This is a genomic window from Hymenobacter rubidus, assembly GCF_016734815.1.
In the GTDB taxonomy this organism is placed as follows: domain Bacteria; phylum Bacteroidota; class Bacteroidia; order Cytophagales; family Hymenobacteraceae; genus Hymenobacter; species Hymenobacter rubidus.
The window spans coordinates 144,719-158,325 of the sequence record NZ_JAERQF010000001.1; the positions used below are offsets into that span (position 1 = coordinate 144,719).

General features: G+C 61.9%; 13 protein-coding genes. 8 read left to right on the plus strand and 5 right to left on the minus strand.

The window, feature by feature from the left end:
- Window positions 1–53: 53 nt before the first annotated feature.
- Together aroC and JKL48_RS00600 are read right to left on the minus strand one after the other, a co-directional pair.
- Window positions 54–1,133 carry a chorismate synthase gene (gene aroC / locus JKL48_RS00595; RefSeq protein ID WP_201977335.1) on the minus strand — a complete coding sequence of 360 codons (1,080 nt, stop codon included), beginning with the start codon at window positions 1,131–1,133 and terminating at the stop codon, window positions 54–56.
- A gap of 105 nt (window positions 1,134–1,238) precedes the next feature.
- Entirely contained in the window at window positions 1,239–2,735 is a 1,497-nt protein-coding gene (locus JKL48_RS00600) for a BatD family protein (protein WP_201977337.1), read from the minus strand.
- 275 nt (window positions 2,736–3,010) lie between these two features.
- Between JKL48_RS00600 and JKL48_RS00605 the strand changes: the two genes are divergently transcribed.
- The 7 genes from JKL48_RS00605 (at window position 3,011) to JKL48_RS23470 (ending at window position 8,889) form a co-directional block, all read left to right on the plus strand.
- Complete coding sequence (locus JKL48_RS00605) at window positions 3,011–3,784, plus strand: ferritin-like domain-containing protein (RefSeq protein ID WP_201977339.1); 774 nt, start codon at window positions 3,011–3,013, stop codon at window positions 3,782–3,784.
- A gap of 38 nt (window positions 3,785–3,822) precedes the next feature.
- A complete protein-coding gene (locus JKL48_RS00610) occupies window positions 3,823–4,797 on the plus strand; it encodes a ferritin-like domain-containing protein (RefSeq protein WP_201977341.1) in 975 nt (324 codons plus the stop codon).
- Between the two features lie 228 nt (window positions 4,798–5,025).
- Window positions 5,026–5,706 carry a ferritin-like domain-containing protein gene (locus JKL48_RS00615; protein WP_201977343.1) on the plus strand — a complete coding sequence of 227 codons (681 nt, stop codon included), beginning with the start codon at window positions 5,026–5,028 and terminating at the stop codon, window positions 5,704–5,706.
- A gap of 29 nt (window positions 5,707–5,735) precedes the next feature.
- Window positions 5,736–6,713 carry a ferritin-like domain-containing protein gene (locus JKL48_RS00620; RefSeq protein WP_201977345.1) on the plus strand — a complete coding sequence of 326 codons (978 nt, stop codon included), beginning with the start codon at window positions 5,736–5,738 and terminating at the stop codon, window positions 6,711–6,713.
- A 169-nt stretch (window positions 6,714–6,882) separates the two neighbouring features.
- On the plus strand, window positions 6,883–7,623 hold the full coding sequence (locus tag JKL48_RS00625) for a ferritin-like domain-containing protein (RefSeq protein ID WP_201977347.1): 741 nt from the start codon (window positions 6,883–6,885) through the stop codon (window positions 7,621–7,623).
- Window positions 7,620–8,474, plus strand: coding sequence for a ferritin-like domain-containing protein (locus tag JKL48_RS00630; RefSeq protein ID WP_201977349.1), 855 nt, complete (start codon window positions 7,620–7,622; stop codon window positions 8,472–8,474). The genes JKL48_RS00625 and JKL48_RS00630 overlap by 4 nt, the downstream gene beginning before the upstream one ends.
- A 10-nt stretch (window positions 8,475–8,484) precedes the next feature.
- Window positions 8,485–8,889: a hypothetical protein gene (locus JKL48_RS23470; protein ID WP_317191863.1), complete on the plus strand. Its 405-nt coding sequence runs from the start codon at window positions 8,485–8,487 to the stop codon at window positions 8,887–8,889.
- A 25-nt stretch (window positions 8,890–8,914) separates the two neighbouring features.
- Here JKL48_RS23470 and queG read toward each other — a convergent pair whose 3' ends face one another.
- From queG to JKL48_RS00650, 3 genes are all read right to left on the minus strand, one after another.
- Window positions 8,915–9,850, minus strand: a complete 936-nt coding sequence (gene queG / locus JKL48_RS00640) for a tRNA epoxyqueuosine(34) reductase QueG (RefSeq protein ID WP_201977351.1) — start codon at window positions 9,848–9,850, stop codon at window positions 8,915–8,917.
- Between the two features lie 144 nt (window positions 9,851–9,994).
- Window positions 9,995–11,050: a Holliday junction branch migration DNA helicase RuvB gene (gene ruvB / locus JKL48_RS00645; RefSeq protein WP_201977353.1), complete on the minus strand. Its 1,056-nt coding sequence runs from the start codon at window positions 11,048–11,050 to the stop codon at window positions 9,995–9,997.
- Between the two features lie 212 nt (window positions 11,051–11,262).
- Window positions 11,263–11,610 (minus strand): HIRAN domain-containing protein, encoded by a 348-nt coding sequence (locus JKL48_RS00650; protein WP_201977355.1) that lies wholly within the window; start codon window positions 11,608–11,610, stop codon window positions 11,263–11,265.
- 231 nt (window positions 11,611–11,841) lie between these two features.
- Here JKL48_RS00650 and JKL48_RS00655 point away from each other — a divergent pair, with 231 nt between their 5' ends.
- Window positions 11,842–13,548, plus strand: coding sequence for an FG-GAP-like repeat-containing protein (locus JKL48_RS00655; protein ID WP_201977357.1), 1,707 nt, complete (start codon window positions 11,842–11,844; stop codon window positions 13,546–13,548).
- The last annotated feature ends 59 nt before the right edge of the window (window positions 13,549–13,607 follow it).

Genomic DNA, 13,607 nt, shown 5'->3' on the forward strand with positions numbered 1-13,607 from the left:
AAAGCAGGTACAGAAGCCAGCATACCACAAGTACCACAAGCTGCATTGCTTGCCTACAGCTTATTGGCCCGGGCCCGCAGCAGCAAATCGGCCAGCACCAGCTGCGTCATGGCTTCCACGATGGGCACGGCGCGGGGCAGCACGCAGGGGTCGTGGCGGCCCTTGCCGACCAGCGTAACAGCCTCGCCCTGGTCGTTGATTGTTTGCTGGGGCTGCAGCAGCGTGGCTACAGGCTTGAACGCGACCCGGAAATAAATATCCTGCCCGTTACTGATGCCGCCCTGGCTGCCGCCGCTGTGGTTGGTGCGGGTGCGCACGGCGCCGGCTTCGTCGGTATAAAATTCGTCGTTGTGCACCGAGCCGGGCAGCTTGGTGCCGGCAAAGCCGGAGCCGAACTCGAACCCTTTCACGGCATTGATGCTGAGCAAGGCGTGGCCCAGCACCGCCGGCAATTTGTCGAACACGGGCTCGCCCAGGCCGGCGGGCACGTGGCGGGCCACGCCCGTTATCACGCCGCCCACCGTGTCGTGGGCCGCCTGCGCTTCGCGGATGCGCGCTTCCATGCGCACGGCCGTTTCGGGGTGCGGGCAGCGCACGAGGTTGCTGTCGATGAGGCTTAAATCCAGCTCCGGGTATTCCAAAGGAACTTCTACTTCGCCCACGGCTGAGACGTAGGCGGCCATTTCGATTCCGAAATGCGCCAATAGCTGCATGGCCACGGCACCGGCGGCCACGCGGGCGGCCGTTTCGCGGGCCGAGCTGCGGCCGCCGCCGCGGTAGTCGCGGCGGCCGTATTTCACGTCGTAGGTGTAGTCGGCGTGGCTGGCGCGGTAGGCGTGGGCAATGTGCGAGTAGTCGTCGGAGCGCTGGTCGGCGTTGGGGATGAACAGGCTGATGGGCGTGCCCGTGGTCAGGCCCTCAAACAAGCCGGACTGGATGTGGACCGTATCGGCCTCCTTGCGCGGCGTGGTGAGGTCGGACTGGCCGGGCCGGCGGCGGTCGAGCGCGGCCTGAATCCGGGCAGCGTCCACGGCCACGCCCGCCGGGCAGCCGTCAATAATCACGCCGATGCCCGCCCCGTGCGACTCGCCAAACGTGGTGATGCGAAACAGCGAACCGAAGGTGTTGGACATAGTTGGTTGTTAGTTGCGGGTTGTCAGTTGTTAGTCTCGCAACGGTTAGTCAATCCCTAATCTGACAACTAACAGCAAGCACCTACCAACTAGAATCAAGCAAAACTACGCCGCCCGGCCGGCCCGCCACCACCCCAGACCGGCCACGCCCGCCAGCGCCACCAGCAGCCAGTCGGCGTAGCGGCGCACGTCGCGGTACACATCCAGCGGCTGCATGGTGGCATCGGCACCGGCCAGCGCGGGACCGTAGAAGGGGTCGTCTTCGGGCTTGGGCAGCGGGCCGGCAGGTGCCGCCCGGCCGCGCACCAATGGCCGCAATTCGGGGCGCAGGGTATCGTACCGAGCCGTAGTGGGGTTAAAAACAGTCAGTTGCAACAGGCTATCGAGCGGCAGCACGCCTGGCTGCCGCGCCACCAGGCGGTAGCGAAACAACTTTTTCCCGCCGCCGGGCCGGGCTTCCAGCCGAACTTCGGGGCCAAATACCTCCAGCCCAGGGCCGGGCACAAAAGTGGGCGCCAGCACGGCCGACAAATCGCCCTCCCCTTCTACCCCAAATGCGTACGTAAACGTCTCACCCACCCGAAACGTGGTCCGGCTAATGGCCTCGCTCACCCTGTACGTTCCCACGGGCACGGGCCCGCGCTGCGCGGCCTCGGGCAAGGGCCGCACCGCGACGGTACTGCCGGTGGCATAGTACGTTTTGTAGCCCGCCAGGCGGTTGTCCTGGCCTGGTGCGGGCTTTTTCAGCACCTTGTACTTCACCATGGTCAGGGCCAGGGGCGGAAAGCGCAGGGGCTGGGGCGTGAGCGGGTAATACACGTTTTCGGCCAACCGGAAGCGCAGGTAGCGCTGGCCCTGGTAGCGCACCGTATCGGCCGAGGCACTGGCTTCGGGGCCGGGCTCCTGCCAGGCGGTGGGCTGGTGCAGCTCGTGCAGCAGCGGCGGCAGCTGGTTCATAAAATCGTGGAAAGCCAGCAGGGCCTGGTCTTCGGGCTTGAGGTAGAAATAGAGCCCCACGCGCACGCCCTGGCCCACGTACACGCTGGGCCGGTCGGCCAGCACCGTCAGAAAGGCATGGTCGGGAATGTCGTCGTACAACGCAGGCTTGGGCTTGCCAAACAGCTTGTCGAGGTTGCCCACTGCTTGCAGCGGGGCCGTCGGCTTGGCGCCGGGCGCCGGGGTGGGCTGGGCGGCCGGGCCCACCCGCACGGTGGCACCACTGCTGCGCAGCACCACCCCGTTCACGGTCAGTTGAAAGGCCTTGATAACGTATTCGCCCTCGCCGTAGGGCACGTAGCGTTGTGTAATGGTGAGGTCGGCGAAGCGGCGGCCCTGCACAATCCGGGTGGTGACCGTGCGGTTTTTGCCGCTTTTCTTAAAGCCCTCCAGCTCCGGAAACTCCGAATAGTTATCCAGCACCCCGCCGCGCAGCCGAAAGCCCAGCGTGTATTCCCCCGTCACGGGCAGCGTGGCCGGGCCCGGCAGCAGCACCACGTCAGTCGCAGCGGTTCGGCTGGGGCCGGGGCCGGCTTGCTGGCCCCGGGCCGCCCCAGCCCCCAGCAAGCCCAGCCACACCGCCAGCACACCAAAAATTCTTCCCATAGTGCTTGGCCAAATGAATCGGCCTAAAAGTAGCGCCAAACGCTGAAATCCACTTTTTGCGTTTCTGGCAATGGTGCGGTTTCCTCGCCTGCCCCACCCGCGCAAACACAAAATACGGGCTAATTGAATCCTTACAGGTCGTAGTTACCGTATCTGCTTCCAAATCACTTCAGCAGTTCTGGTTCCTCTCCTAGCCAATGGCCCAATTCGGACCGTTCGGCCCCCTATTGCCTTTCCCTCCCCGGTTCAATTTCTCACCTAACCCTCCTTTTCTCATGTCCGACAACCTTCAGCCCCGCGGCGCCGACGATGCCACGTTCGCGCAACCGCTGTACACGCCCATCAAGCGGCGCTCGTTTTTCATGTACGCCGGCGCTACGGCGGGTGCCACGGCCCTTGTGCTGGCCGGGTGCTCCAAAGATAGTGACCCTGTTACCACAAGCAACCTCATCAACGTAGGTTCGGGCGATACCGGCGTACTCAACTACGCTTATGCGCTGGAACAACTGGAAGCGGGTTTCTACACCGCCCTCCGCGACGGCGCTTACTACAAAGGACTGGCCACAACCAGCGCCGAGCGGCAGATTTTGGACGACCTCTACTACCACGAGGTTATTCACCGCGAATTCTTCAAGGCGGCCATCACCTCCGGGCGCATCAGCGACAGCCTGAAGCCGGATTTCTCCAAAATCGACTTCAGCAGCCGCACCAGCGTGCTTGGCGCTGCCAAAGCGTTTGAGGACCTCGGCGTGGCGGCCTACAACGGCGCGGGCCAATACATCACCTCGCCGCTGTACCTGACGCTGGCCGGCAAGATTGTGTCCGTCGAGGCCCGTCACGCCGCCATCATTCGCGACTTGGTACAGGAAGGCAGTTTCATCGACAACAGCGTGGTGACCCTGACCACGGCCAACGCCAGCGCCAGCGCCAGCGGCGCCGGTCCGGCCAGCTCCAGCGTGGAACGCTCGATGACGCCCAACGAGGTGACGGCTGCGGCCAACGCTTACCTGGCCGATGGCTCCAAGATTGATGCTTCGGGCCTGAAATAACATCCCTTTCTCCTTTTCAACTCTGAATTTTCTTCGTCATGAATATATTTCAAATCATCTCGGAAATCGAGAAAGTGGACCCGGAAGTGTACGACCGCCTCGACTCGCGTCGCAGCATTTTCAAGCACATGACCGGCCTGGGCCAGAAGCTGTCGGCGGCGGCCTTGCCGCTGGCAGTAGGCGCCATTTTCAACAAAGCCTACGCCCAAACCCCGGTGGGAGCCACGGTGAACGACGTGCTCAACTTTGCCTTGAGCCTGGAGTACCTGGAATCGTATTTCTACCAGCGCGGCCAGGCAACCGCTGCGTTGCAGGCTGGTTTTAGCGCCACCAACAAGGCAGCGCTGGACCTCATTCGGACGGACGAGGCTAACCACGTCACTTTCCTGCGCTCGGTACTGGGCACGGCCGCCATTGCCGACCCAGGGGCGGCCACATTCGACTTCACTGGCGCGAAAGGCGCAACGCCAACGGCTGCCAACGCGCCCTTCCTCGACGTGTTTACAAACCCGCTGACCTACCTGGCCGTGGCGCAGTCATTGGAAGACACCGGCGTGCGGGCTTACAAAGGCGGTGCCCCGCTGCTGATGAGCAACAAAACCGTGCTCACGGCCGCGCTGAATATCCATTCGGTAGAAGCGCGCCATGCTTCGCGCCTGCGCACCATGCGCCGCGGCGGGCCGCTGAATAACACGGCTTCGCAGAGCCCACAGTCGGGTACCCTCAACGCTTCGCCCAAAAGCTGGATTTCCGGCACCGACAACGGCGGCGCTTCGCCCGCCCAAACGGCTGGCATATACGGCGCTGGCAACAACACGGGCGCTCCTACGGGCGTGACGTTTGATGCCGAAAGCAACACCACCCAGGGCGGTGCCGCCCTGACTGGCTTGCCAAACACCACCGGTTTCCCGGCCGCGGCCTTCTCCGAGGCGTTTGACGAAGCCCTGGACGTGACGACGGTGAAAGCCATTGCCCGCACTTTCGTGGTGAATGGCAGTACCTTCTTGGCGTAGCTGTTCCTGCTGCCTATTTGCTAACAGAAAAGGCTGACCTGCGGGTTGGCCTTTTTTCTGCGTTTAAGGCAGCCGAACCGGACCAAGGTTCCTATCGGAAGTCCCTGCGGAGCGCGCCACTTCCGTTGCCGCGCCGTTACTTTTACCTGCGCACCCGTACAACCTTCTGGCCCAGTGCCGGCTCGTGCTTCTGTGGCAAGGGCCTTCAAATTCCTATTTCATTTTTTTATGGCGGATAACCTTCAACCTCTGCACGTGCCCATCAAGCGGCGCTCGTTTTTCATGTATGCCGGCGCCACGGCGGGCGCCACGGCCCTTGTGCTGGCCGGGTGCTCCAAAGACAGCGACACCACGCCCAGTTCCACCATTAGCCTAGGCACCGGCGATGCCAGCGTATTGAATTACGCCTACGCTCTGGAGCAGCTCGAAGCAGCGTTCTACGCACAGGTGGCAAAAGCCCCGGCGGCCGACTTCTCCGCTACGGAACTGCTATACTTTCAGGAAGTAGCCAAGCACGAGGCCATTCACCGCGACTTTCTCAAGGCCGCCATCAACCGTGATGCTCCTGGGAAACTGTTGCAAGACCTAACGCCCAATTTTACGACGGTTGATTTTACCAAGCGGAAATCGGTGCTTGACGCCGCTCAGGCGTTTGAAGACCTCGGCGTGTCGGCCTACAACGGCGCCGGCAAGCTCATCAAAAACGCGGCTTATTTGGTAATAGCCGGGCAAATTGTGTCGGTCGAAGCGCGTCATGCTTCCATTATCCGCGATTTCGTGTCGCCGGGCACCTTCTCCGACACGGCCGATGCCAACGGCCTCGACCTCTCCCGCACCCCGGTCGAAGTGCTGACCATTGCCCAGCAGTACATCACCGAGAAGCTCGACGGCAGCACGGTTGGACAATAACGCTTTCCACGTATAATCAGCTATTCCTCATGGATTTCTTCAAAATCATTGACCAACTTGCCGAAGTGGACGCCGACTTGCTCGGCCGTTTTGATTCCCGCCGGGCCATCTTCAATTCGCTTGGCAGCCTGGCCAAACGCTCAGCCATGGCGGCCTCGCCGCTGTTGGTGGGGGCCTTGTTCAACAAAGCTTACGCTGGCGAAACCGGTATCAAGTCGACGGCTGTCGACGTGCTGAACTACGCGCTGACGCTGGAATTGCTCGAACAGGATTTCTACTCACAGGTGATTACGGCCGGCTTGGCAACTTCTGTCGGTGGTGCGGCCGCGGCCGCAGCCATTGCCAAAATCAAGCTCCACGAAGACCAGCACGTAGCCCTGCTGGGCGGCACGAGCGGTGCCATCAAATCGCTGGGCGGCACGCCGGTGAGCGGCATCCGCTTCAATGCGTCCGCCATTCCTTCCAATCTAAACTTTGCTACGAACTACGATACGCAGCTGCTGGTGGCCCAAGTGCTGGAAGACACCGGTGTGCGGGCCTACAAAGGCCGCGCCTCCGAGCTGCTCGGCACCGACCTGCTGACCACGGCCCTCAGAATCCACTCGATGGAAGCCCGCCACGCGGCACACATTCGCTACATGCGCGCCACCCGTCCCGGCGCTTCCACCGACATCCGGCCCTGGATTACGGCCGCCGACTCGGCTGCCCAGACTCCTGCCAACGCACTTTATACCAGTGCCTACACCAACGGCATCACCCCTAGCACAACTACGCCCCCTACCCCGCCGCCCACTTTCTTCAATTTTGGCGGCGGGTCTTTCACCATTCCCACCTACGATGCGACTAAGCCCAGCCCCCGCGAGGACAACACCACGCAGTCGAATGTGGCCCTGATTACGGCCCTTGGCACTCCTTACACGGCCGCCGAAGCCGCCGCGGCATTCGACGAATACCTACAGCCCGCCGAGGTGCTGGATGGCTCGCGCGCCGGTGGCCTGGTGAGGTAAAACAGTCCTTGAATTGCCTTCCCGCAGGTACTTATTGCTGCACAAAGCCGGTTTCGCGCGCGGGGCCGGCTTTGTTTTTTAGGGCGTTGCAACCAATGAACGGGCAGCGAGTACCTTTGTAATAGCCAGAACTCACCGTATTGAGCGGCTTGATTGAATTAGCGAACGAATGTCTGAATCCATCTTTTCGCCCGCCTGGCGGGCACAGCCGCTGGGACGGCGCGGTTTCTTACGGGTTTCGGCGGCATCGGCGGCTACGGCTGCCTTGATAGGTGCCACCGGATGCAGCACCCAAACGCCCACTCCGGTCGCCACCGACCCGTATGCCCTGTCGCTGTCGACCGGCGACGCCGGCTTGGTGCAATATGCCTACCTGCTGGCCATGGCGCAGGCCACGCTTTACCAAAAAGTGGTAGACGCGCCGCCCAGCGACCTTGCGGCAGCCGAGCGCGCCATCTTCGCCGACCTGCGCGACCACGAGGTGGTGCACCGCGAAGTGTTCAAGTATCAGCTCGACCCTACGGCTTCGACAGTTATTGTTCCCGCCGACCTCGCGTTCAGCCTCAAGTCGTTTACCCTCACCACCCGCGCCGGCGTGCTGGCAGCCGCGCAGCAGCTCGAAGACTTGGCTACGGCAGCCTACCCGGTGCTGCTTACGCTGCTGACCACCACCAGCGGCACCTTGCTTCGCGATTTGCTGCTGAAAACGTCGTCGGTCCACGCCCGTCATGCCGCTACCGTGCGCGACCTTCTCTCCCCCGGCTCCTTTGCCAACGATGATGTGGTGGAAAACACCGGCGCCCTGGCCGGACAAATTCGCACCAAAACCCCCACCGAAGTGAACACCGCCTTGGCTCCTTTCTTCGCGCCCTACGTCATTTCCATTGCCAATCTGGCCGTTCCTGTATGAAGCTGATTTCCCTGCTCGACCGCTTGGCGGCTACTCCGGGCGCCCCCACAACGGCCACCCCACGGCGCGAGTTGCTCCAGCAATTCGGCCGCGTGGCCGTGGCGGCCCTGCCCCTGGCCTTCGGTTCGCTTCCCGCCGCCGCCGGCACCAAAGAAACTTCCTACGATGCCCTGACGCAGCTCTTGCTGCTCGAACGCCTGCAAAAAGCCCTGTATACCCAGGCGCTGGCCGCTTCCGGCCTCATTCCGGCCACCCAAATCGCTGGCTTCCAACGCATGCTGCTGCACCAAACGCAACACGAGGCATTCCTGGTGCTGGTGCTGCAAAACGCCGGTGCGGCCATTCAGCCCGTTCCCACGTTCGATTTCAGTGGCCGCCATGGCGTATCGGCCAACCCCGTGCTTTTCCCCAACGTGCTGAGCGACTACGATGCCTTCCTGGCGCTGGCTCAGCAGTTGGAAGACCTCGGCGTTCGGCTGTATAAAACCCACACCTTCAGCGTCAGCGACTCTCAGGCACTTAAGTCCCTGCTCCGCCAGCACGCGGTTGAGGCCGAACACTCGGCCCACGTGCGCGGGCTGCGGCGCGGCCGGGGCGTAGTCGTAAAAAACTGGCCCAGCGATGCCGATGCCCCCATTGCGCGCCCCGCTGCAGCGCAAGCGCTTACCACGGCAGCTACTGGCGGCGATGAAAACGTTTTTCAGTACCTGACCGCCGGAGTGAAAGTACCGTTCTCGAACTTTCTCCTGATTCGTGACAACACGGCCATTCACGACACGGCCCTGGCTGAGGCATTTGATGAGCCGGTGAGTTTAGCTGTTGCGCAAGCAGCCCTCAGTTTGTTCATATAGCTAAAAGATTTTGGCTTTTTCCAGCAGAAGAGCAGGTAAATACTGCTCTTTTTGCGTTTCAGGGCACCTCGCTGATTTTGTCTGTTTCAACCCTCTTGCGAAACGGTATCGAAATATTGTATCTTTCTCATCCATTGCCACACCGGCCTTTTTTCGAAAATTTTCCGCTTTTTTTCACCGTCTTCCGTACTACTTCCCGATGCTAGACTATGTGAAAATGATTCTGACGAAAGTCAGCTTTAACCGGGCCCTATTCGAGAAAGAACTCCGCAAAGCCCTCAAGATGTTGCAGCCCGCCGAAGTACCGGCTTTCCGCAGTTGGTGCTACGAACAGTTTGCCCGCGTTTACCGCAATGTACTGAAAGCGGTGTTCGGCCATTTCCGGGCCGACTTCCCCATTGCTGGCGTAGGCTAATTGGGTAGCGGTTGAGCCAGCGCGGCTACTGCCCATCCGTCACAAACCGGATGTTGCGCTTTAGTCCTTCGTAGCCCGTGCGCTTCACGGCCGACTGGCGAAACAGCTCCGAGAACAATTCGTGGGTGATTTCGCGCCAGTCGCCGGGCGTCAGGTCTTTGAGGCCGGGCGCGGGGTTGAACTGCGGCTCGTTGTGCGGCTTGCTGAAGCGGTTCCAGGGGCACACGTCCTGGCAGATGTCGCAGCCGAACACCCAGTTGCCGAACTGCCCAGCTACTTCGGTCGGAATCTGGTTCTTGAGTTCGATGGTGAAGTAGCTGATGCACTTGCTGCCGTCCACCACGTAGGGCTCTGTAATGGCCTGCGTTGGGCAGGCGTCCACGCACTTGGTACAGGTGCCGCAGTAGTCGCGGATGGGCCCGTCGGCGGGCAGCTCCACGTCCACAATCAGCTCGGCGATGAAGTAGAACGAGCCCGTGCCCGGCGTGATGAGGTTCGAGTTTTTGCCCACCCAGCCGAGGCCCGATTTCTTGGCCCAGGCCTTGTCCAGCACCGGCGCCGAGTCTACGAAGCAACGCCCGCCGATAGCGCCAATTTCGGCTTCCATATCGGCCAACAGCGTTTTCAGCTTGTCTTTGATGACGAAGTGGTAGTCGCGGCCGTAGGCGTATTTACTGATTTTGAGGGTGTCGTCGGGCTGCTGGATTTCGGGCGCGGGGTAGTAGTTGAGCAGCAGCGAAATCACCGACTTAGCGCCGTCCACCAGCCGGCGCGGGTCGAGGCGCTTGTCGAAGTGGTTTTCCATGTAGCCCATCTTGCCGTTCATGCGGCGCGTGAGCCAGGTTTCGAGGCGCGGCGCTTCCTCCTCCAGAAACTCCGCTTTGGAAATCCCGCAGGCCATGAAGCCCAGCTCCGCCGCGCGGCGCTTGATGAACGGGGCCCATTGGGACGGAGGAAGCATGGGAAACGGAATTGGTATTGGGTAAAAATAGGTCATCCTGAGCGCAGCGACGGACCTTATCGCGCCTGCACAATTGCAACTAACAATCGTTCAGGCGTGATAAGGTCCTTCGCTGCGCTCAGGATGACCGGATAAATCTTCCCTCTACGACGTTATCTCATCAAATAAGCTCGCGCCGTTGTTGCCGCGCAAGTGGTTGGGCAACATACGGCCCAAGTGCTGGTACGCTGCCTCCGTAGCCTCCCGGCCGCGGCTGGTGCGCTTGATGTAGCCTTCCTGAATCAGGAAGGGCTCGTACACTTCCTCGATGGTTTCGCCCTCTTCGCCACAAGCGGTGGCGATGGTGCTGATGCCCACCGGGCCGCCCTTGAACTTGTCGATGATGGTGGTGAGGATGCGCTTGTCCATGTCGTCGAGGCCACGGGCATCCACGTCGAGGGCGTTCAGGGCAAACTGCGCGATTTCAACCGTGATGGTGCCGTCGCCCTTGATTTGGGCGAAGTCGCGGGTACGGCGCAGCAAGTTGTTGGCAATGCGGGGCGTGCCGCGCGAGCGACGGGCAATTTCAAAGGCCGCGTCCTCATGAATGGGTGTGCCCAGGATTTCGGCCGAGCGCTGCACGATGGTCGTCAGCAGCTTCGAGTCATAGTATTCCAGACGGGCCGAGATGCCGAAACGGGCCCGCAACGGCGCCGTGAGCATGCCCGAGCGCGTGGTGGCGCCCACGAGGGTGAATGGCGAGAGCGAAATCTGCACCGAGCGGGCGTTGGGGCCCGAATCGAGCATGATGTCGATGCGGTAGTCCTCCATCGCCGAGTACAGGTACTCTTCCACCACGGGGTTGAGGCGGTGGATTTCGTCGATGAACAGCACGTCGTGCGGCTCTAGGTTGGTGAGCAGGCCGGCCAGGTCCGAAGGCTTATCCAGCACCGGGCCGCTGGTCATCTTGATGCCCGAGCCCAGCTCGTTGGCGATGATGTGGGAGAGGGTGGTTTTGCCCAGGCCGGGGGGGCCGTGCAGCAGCACGTGGTCGAGGGCGTCGCCGCGCATCTTGGCGGCGGCCACAAACACCTTCAGGTTTTCCAGAATCTTGTCCTGGCCCGTAAAATCGTCGAAACTAAGCGGGCGGAGGGCTTTGTCGATGTCCTTGTCGGTGGCATCAAACCCGTCGGCGCTACCGGAGAGAAAGGCTTCGCGCATAATGATATTGCTAAAATGATTGGTCGGCGCTTGCTAAGCGTATGAGTAACTATGTTGAGAGCAAAAAAGCTCCGCCTAGAGAAAATATTCGTTTGTCATCCTGAGCGCAGCGAAGGACCTTGTCACGACTGAACCGTTTATCCTGCGACTGGCGCAGTCGTAATAAGGTCCTTCGCTGTGCTCAGGATGACAGCCGTTTTGAATCGCGCACCCTATTCGTGCAGCAGCACTTCAATGTCGAGGTGTAGCCAGTCGGTTTCCCAGGATTTGTGGTTGAGGCGGGCCGAGAGGTGCTTGCCGGCGTCGAGCAGGCGGGCCACGGTTTCGTTGCGGCCCTCGGGCAGGTAGCCCAGCCACACGTTGGCAGGGTCGGTGGCGGGGGCGGTGTGCACTTGCACGGCCCAATCGTCGTAGTGGTTATCGGCTTCCCGGCTCAGGTGCAGGGCCTGGCCCACCGTGAGCTTGGGCTCGTACTTCTCCAGGTTGGGGCGGTGCGAGGTGCCGGCCACGAGGCATTCGAGCAGCACGAGGGGTTCGGACGCGGGGACGATTTTCATCATGGGGCCAAATTACGGCACGGGCGGCGGGATTAAGGTCGAAACGCTGCATTTTGCAGAAGTGCAGCACCTATCTTTTCACTAACCGTACCGGGGCCTTGCCAAGACTGCCAACCAGCGAATTAGTTGTTGACCTTTCCCGCGTACGGAAGTAAAGCAGTTGTAGCTTGTTACATTTGAAAGCGCACCTTCGAGCAGACGGTGCTTCGTCATGCACTCGTCCTTTTGCTCCTGATGCTGCACTCCTACCTCCGCGCCTATTCGGCACTTTGTACCGCTTTGGTACTGGCTTCTCTCGGAGCAGCCCAAGCCCAAGCCCCCACCATCACCTCGGTCATCCCGATGGCCAATGCGCGGGCGGCCGCCCGCAACGCCCCGCTTACCGTCAGTTTCAGCCAGCCCCTTACCCCTGCCTCGGCCGGGGCCCTCAAGGTGTTCAGCAGCCAGCGCGGCGGGCTGCGCACGCGCGGCACCACGCCGGCTGTGGTGAGCGGCAACACACTCAGCTTCGCCCCCGCGGCCTACGACTTCCGGCCCGGCGAAACGGTACAGTACACCGTGACCACGGCAGCCGCCGGTAGCGGCGGGGCGCTGGCGCAGGGCCGGGTGGGGCAGTTCACGGCGGCGGCGGGCGGCACGGGGCGCGGCAGATTAGTGACAGATGTTCCTACAGCCCTGCCGGGCGACCCCACGAAGCTGGCCGTAGGCGATTTGGACAACGACGGTGACTTGGATTTCGTGACGGCAAACCTCCTCGCCGCTACCGCCAGCGTCCGCCTCAACAACGGCAACGGGGTATTCGGAGGCACCTTGGACCTACCTGCCAGCGGCGAGGTCGCGGATGTAGCTCTGGGCGACCTCGACGGCAACGGCACACTAGACGTGGTGGTGCTCAGCAATAGCATCTCCTCGCCGTATTTTGGCACCGCACGGGTGTATCTCAACAGCGGCAGTAGCTTTGTGCGCAGCACGGATGTAACCTTAAGTTTAAGCAGCGTAGAAATTAAGCTGGGCGATGTCAATGGCGACGGCGTGCTGGACCTAGTGAGTGCCAACGAGGGCGCTGCCTCGGTCAGCATCCGTTTAGGAACCGGCATCGGCGGCTTTGGGGCAGGTTCGGAGGTGCTTGTGGGCATTCAACCCCTCGCCCTTGCACTGGGCGACCTCGACGGCGATGGCGACCTGGACCTGGCGGTGGCCACCTTCGGCAGTGGCGAAGTAGACGTCTGCCTGAACAATGGGCTCGGCACTTTCAGCGGTACCCAGGCGCTGCGCGGTGGTAACCACCCAGCCGCGCTGGCCATGACCGATGTGGATGGAGACGGTGATTTGGAACTGGTGGTAACCGATGAGTATGCCGGTGGGGCTATTTTTGTGCATATCAACAACGGGCAAGGCAATTTCAGCCTCACGCTGCCCATCATGGTTGGGGGAAATCTGTTTGGAATGGCCGTGGGTGACCTCAACGCCGACGGCCTCCCCGACTTGGTGGTAAGCGACCGAGGGGCGGGCCAGGTACGGTGCTGCCTAAATATGGGAAGCGGCGCATTCGGAGCCGCGCAATCTTTCGCGGCTGGGCTGGTGGCGAAGAGCTTGGCCCTGGGTGATGCCGACGGCGACGACGACCTCGACGTGTTTGTGGCTAATGGCGGCACCATCCATACGGTCACGCTGCTCCGCAACGCTCAGGTGCTGGCCACCGCTCCCGGTCACACCCCAATCGCCTTGGCCCTCTTCCCCAACCCCGCCCACGGCGCCGTTGTCCTCACCGGGGCCACGCCGAACGCGCCGCTCGGCGTGCTGGATGCCCTGGGCCGGGTGCGGCTCACCGCCACGACCGATGCCACCGGTTCGGCGCGGCTGGTGTTGCCCGCCGGGCTGCCGGCCGGCGTGTACCTGCTGCGCTGCGGCGGGCAGGTGCGCCGGCTGGCAGTGGAGTAGGCAGCTTGGGTTGCATCTGCCCCGGCTGCTACTCGGTGGCAGGGGGCGTTTTCAGGCCC

Coding starts and splice junctions, on each gene's coding strand:
- aroC (WP_201977335.1), bottom strand. CDS start 1,133: ATGTCCAACACCTTCGGTTCGCTGTTTCGCATCACCACGTTTGGCGAG.
- JKL48_RS00600 (WP_201977337.1), bottom strand. CDS start 2,735: ATGGGAAGAATTTTTGGTGTGCTGGCGGTGTGGCTGGGCTTGCTGGGG.
- JKL48_RS00605 (WP_201977339.1), top strand. CDS start 3,011: ATGTCCGACAACCTTCAGCCCCGCGGCGCCGACGATGCCACGTTCGCG.
- JKL48_RS00610 (WP_201977341.1), top strand. CDS start 3,823: ATGAATATATTTCAAATCATCTCGGAAATCGAGAAAGTGGACCCGGAA.
- JKL48_RS00615 (WP_201977343.1), top strand. CDS start 5,026: ATGGCGGATAACCTTCAACCTCTGCACGTGCCCATCAAGCGGCGCTCG.
- JKL48_RS00620 (WP_201977345.1), top strand. CDS start 5,736: ATGGATTTCTTCAAAATCATTGACCAACTTGCCGAAGTGGACGCCGAC.
- JKL48_RS00625 (WP_201977347.1), top strand. CDS start 6,883: ATGTCTGAATCCATCTTTTCGCCCGCCTGGCGGGCACAGCCGCTGGGA.
- JKL48_RS00630 (WP_201977349.1), top strand. CDS start 7,620: ATGAAGCTGATTTCCCTGCTCGACCGCTTGGCGGCTACTCCGGGCGCC.
- queG (WP_201977351.1), bottom strand. CDS start 9,850: ATGCTTCCTCCGTCCCAATGGGCCCCGTTCATCAAGCGCCGCGCGGCG.
- ruvB (WP_201977353.1), bottom strand. CDS start 11,050: ATGCGCGAAGCCTTTCTCTCCGGTAGCGCCGACGGGTTTGATGCCACC.
- JKL48_RS00650 (WP_201977355.1), bottom strand. CDS start 11,610: ATGATGAAAATCGTCCCCGCGTCCGAACCCCTCGTGCTGCTCGAATGC.
- JKL48_RS00655 (WP_201977357.1), top strand. CDS start 11,842: ATGCTGCACTCCTACCTCCGCGCCTATTCGGCACTTTGTACCGCTTTG.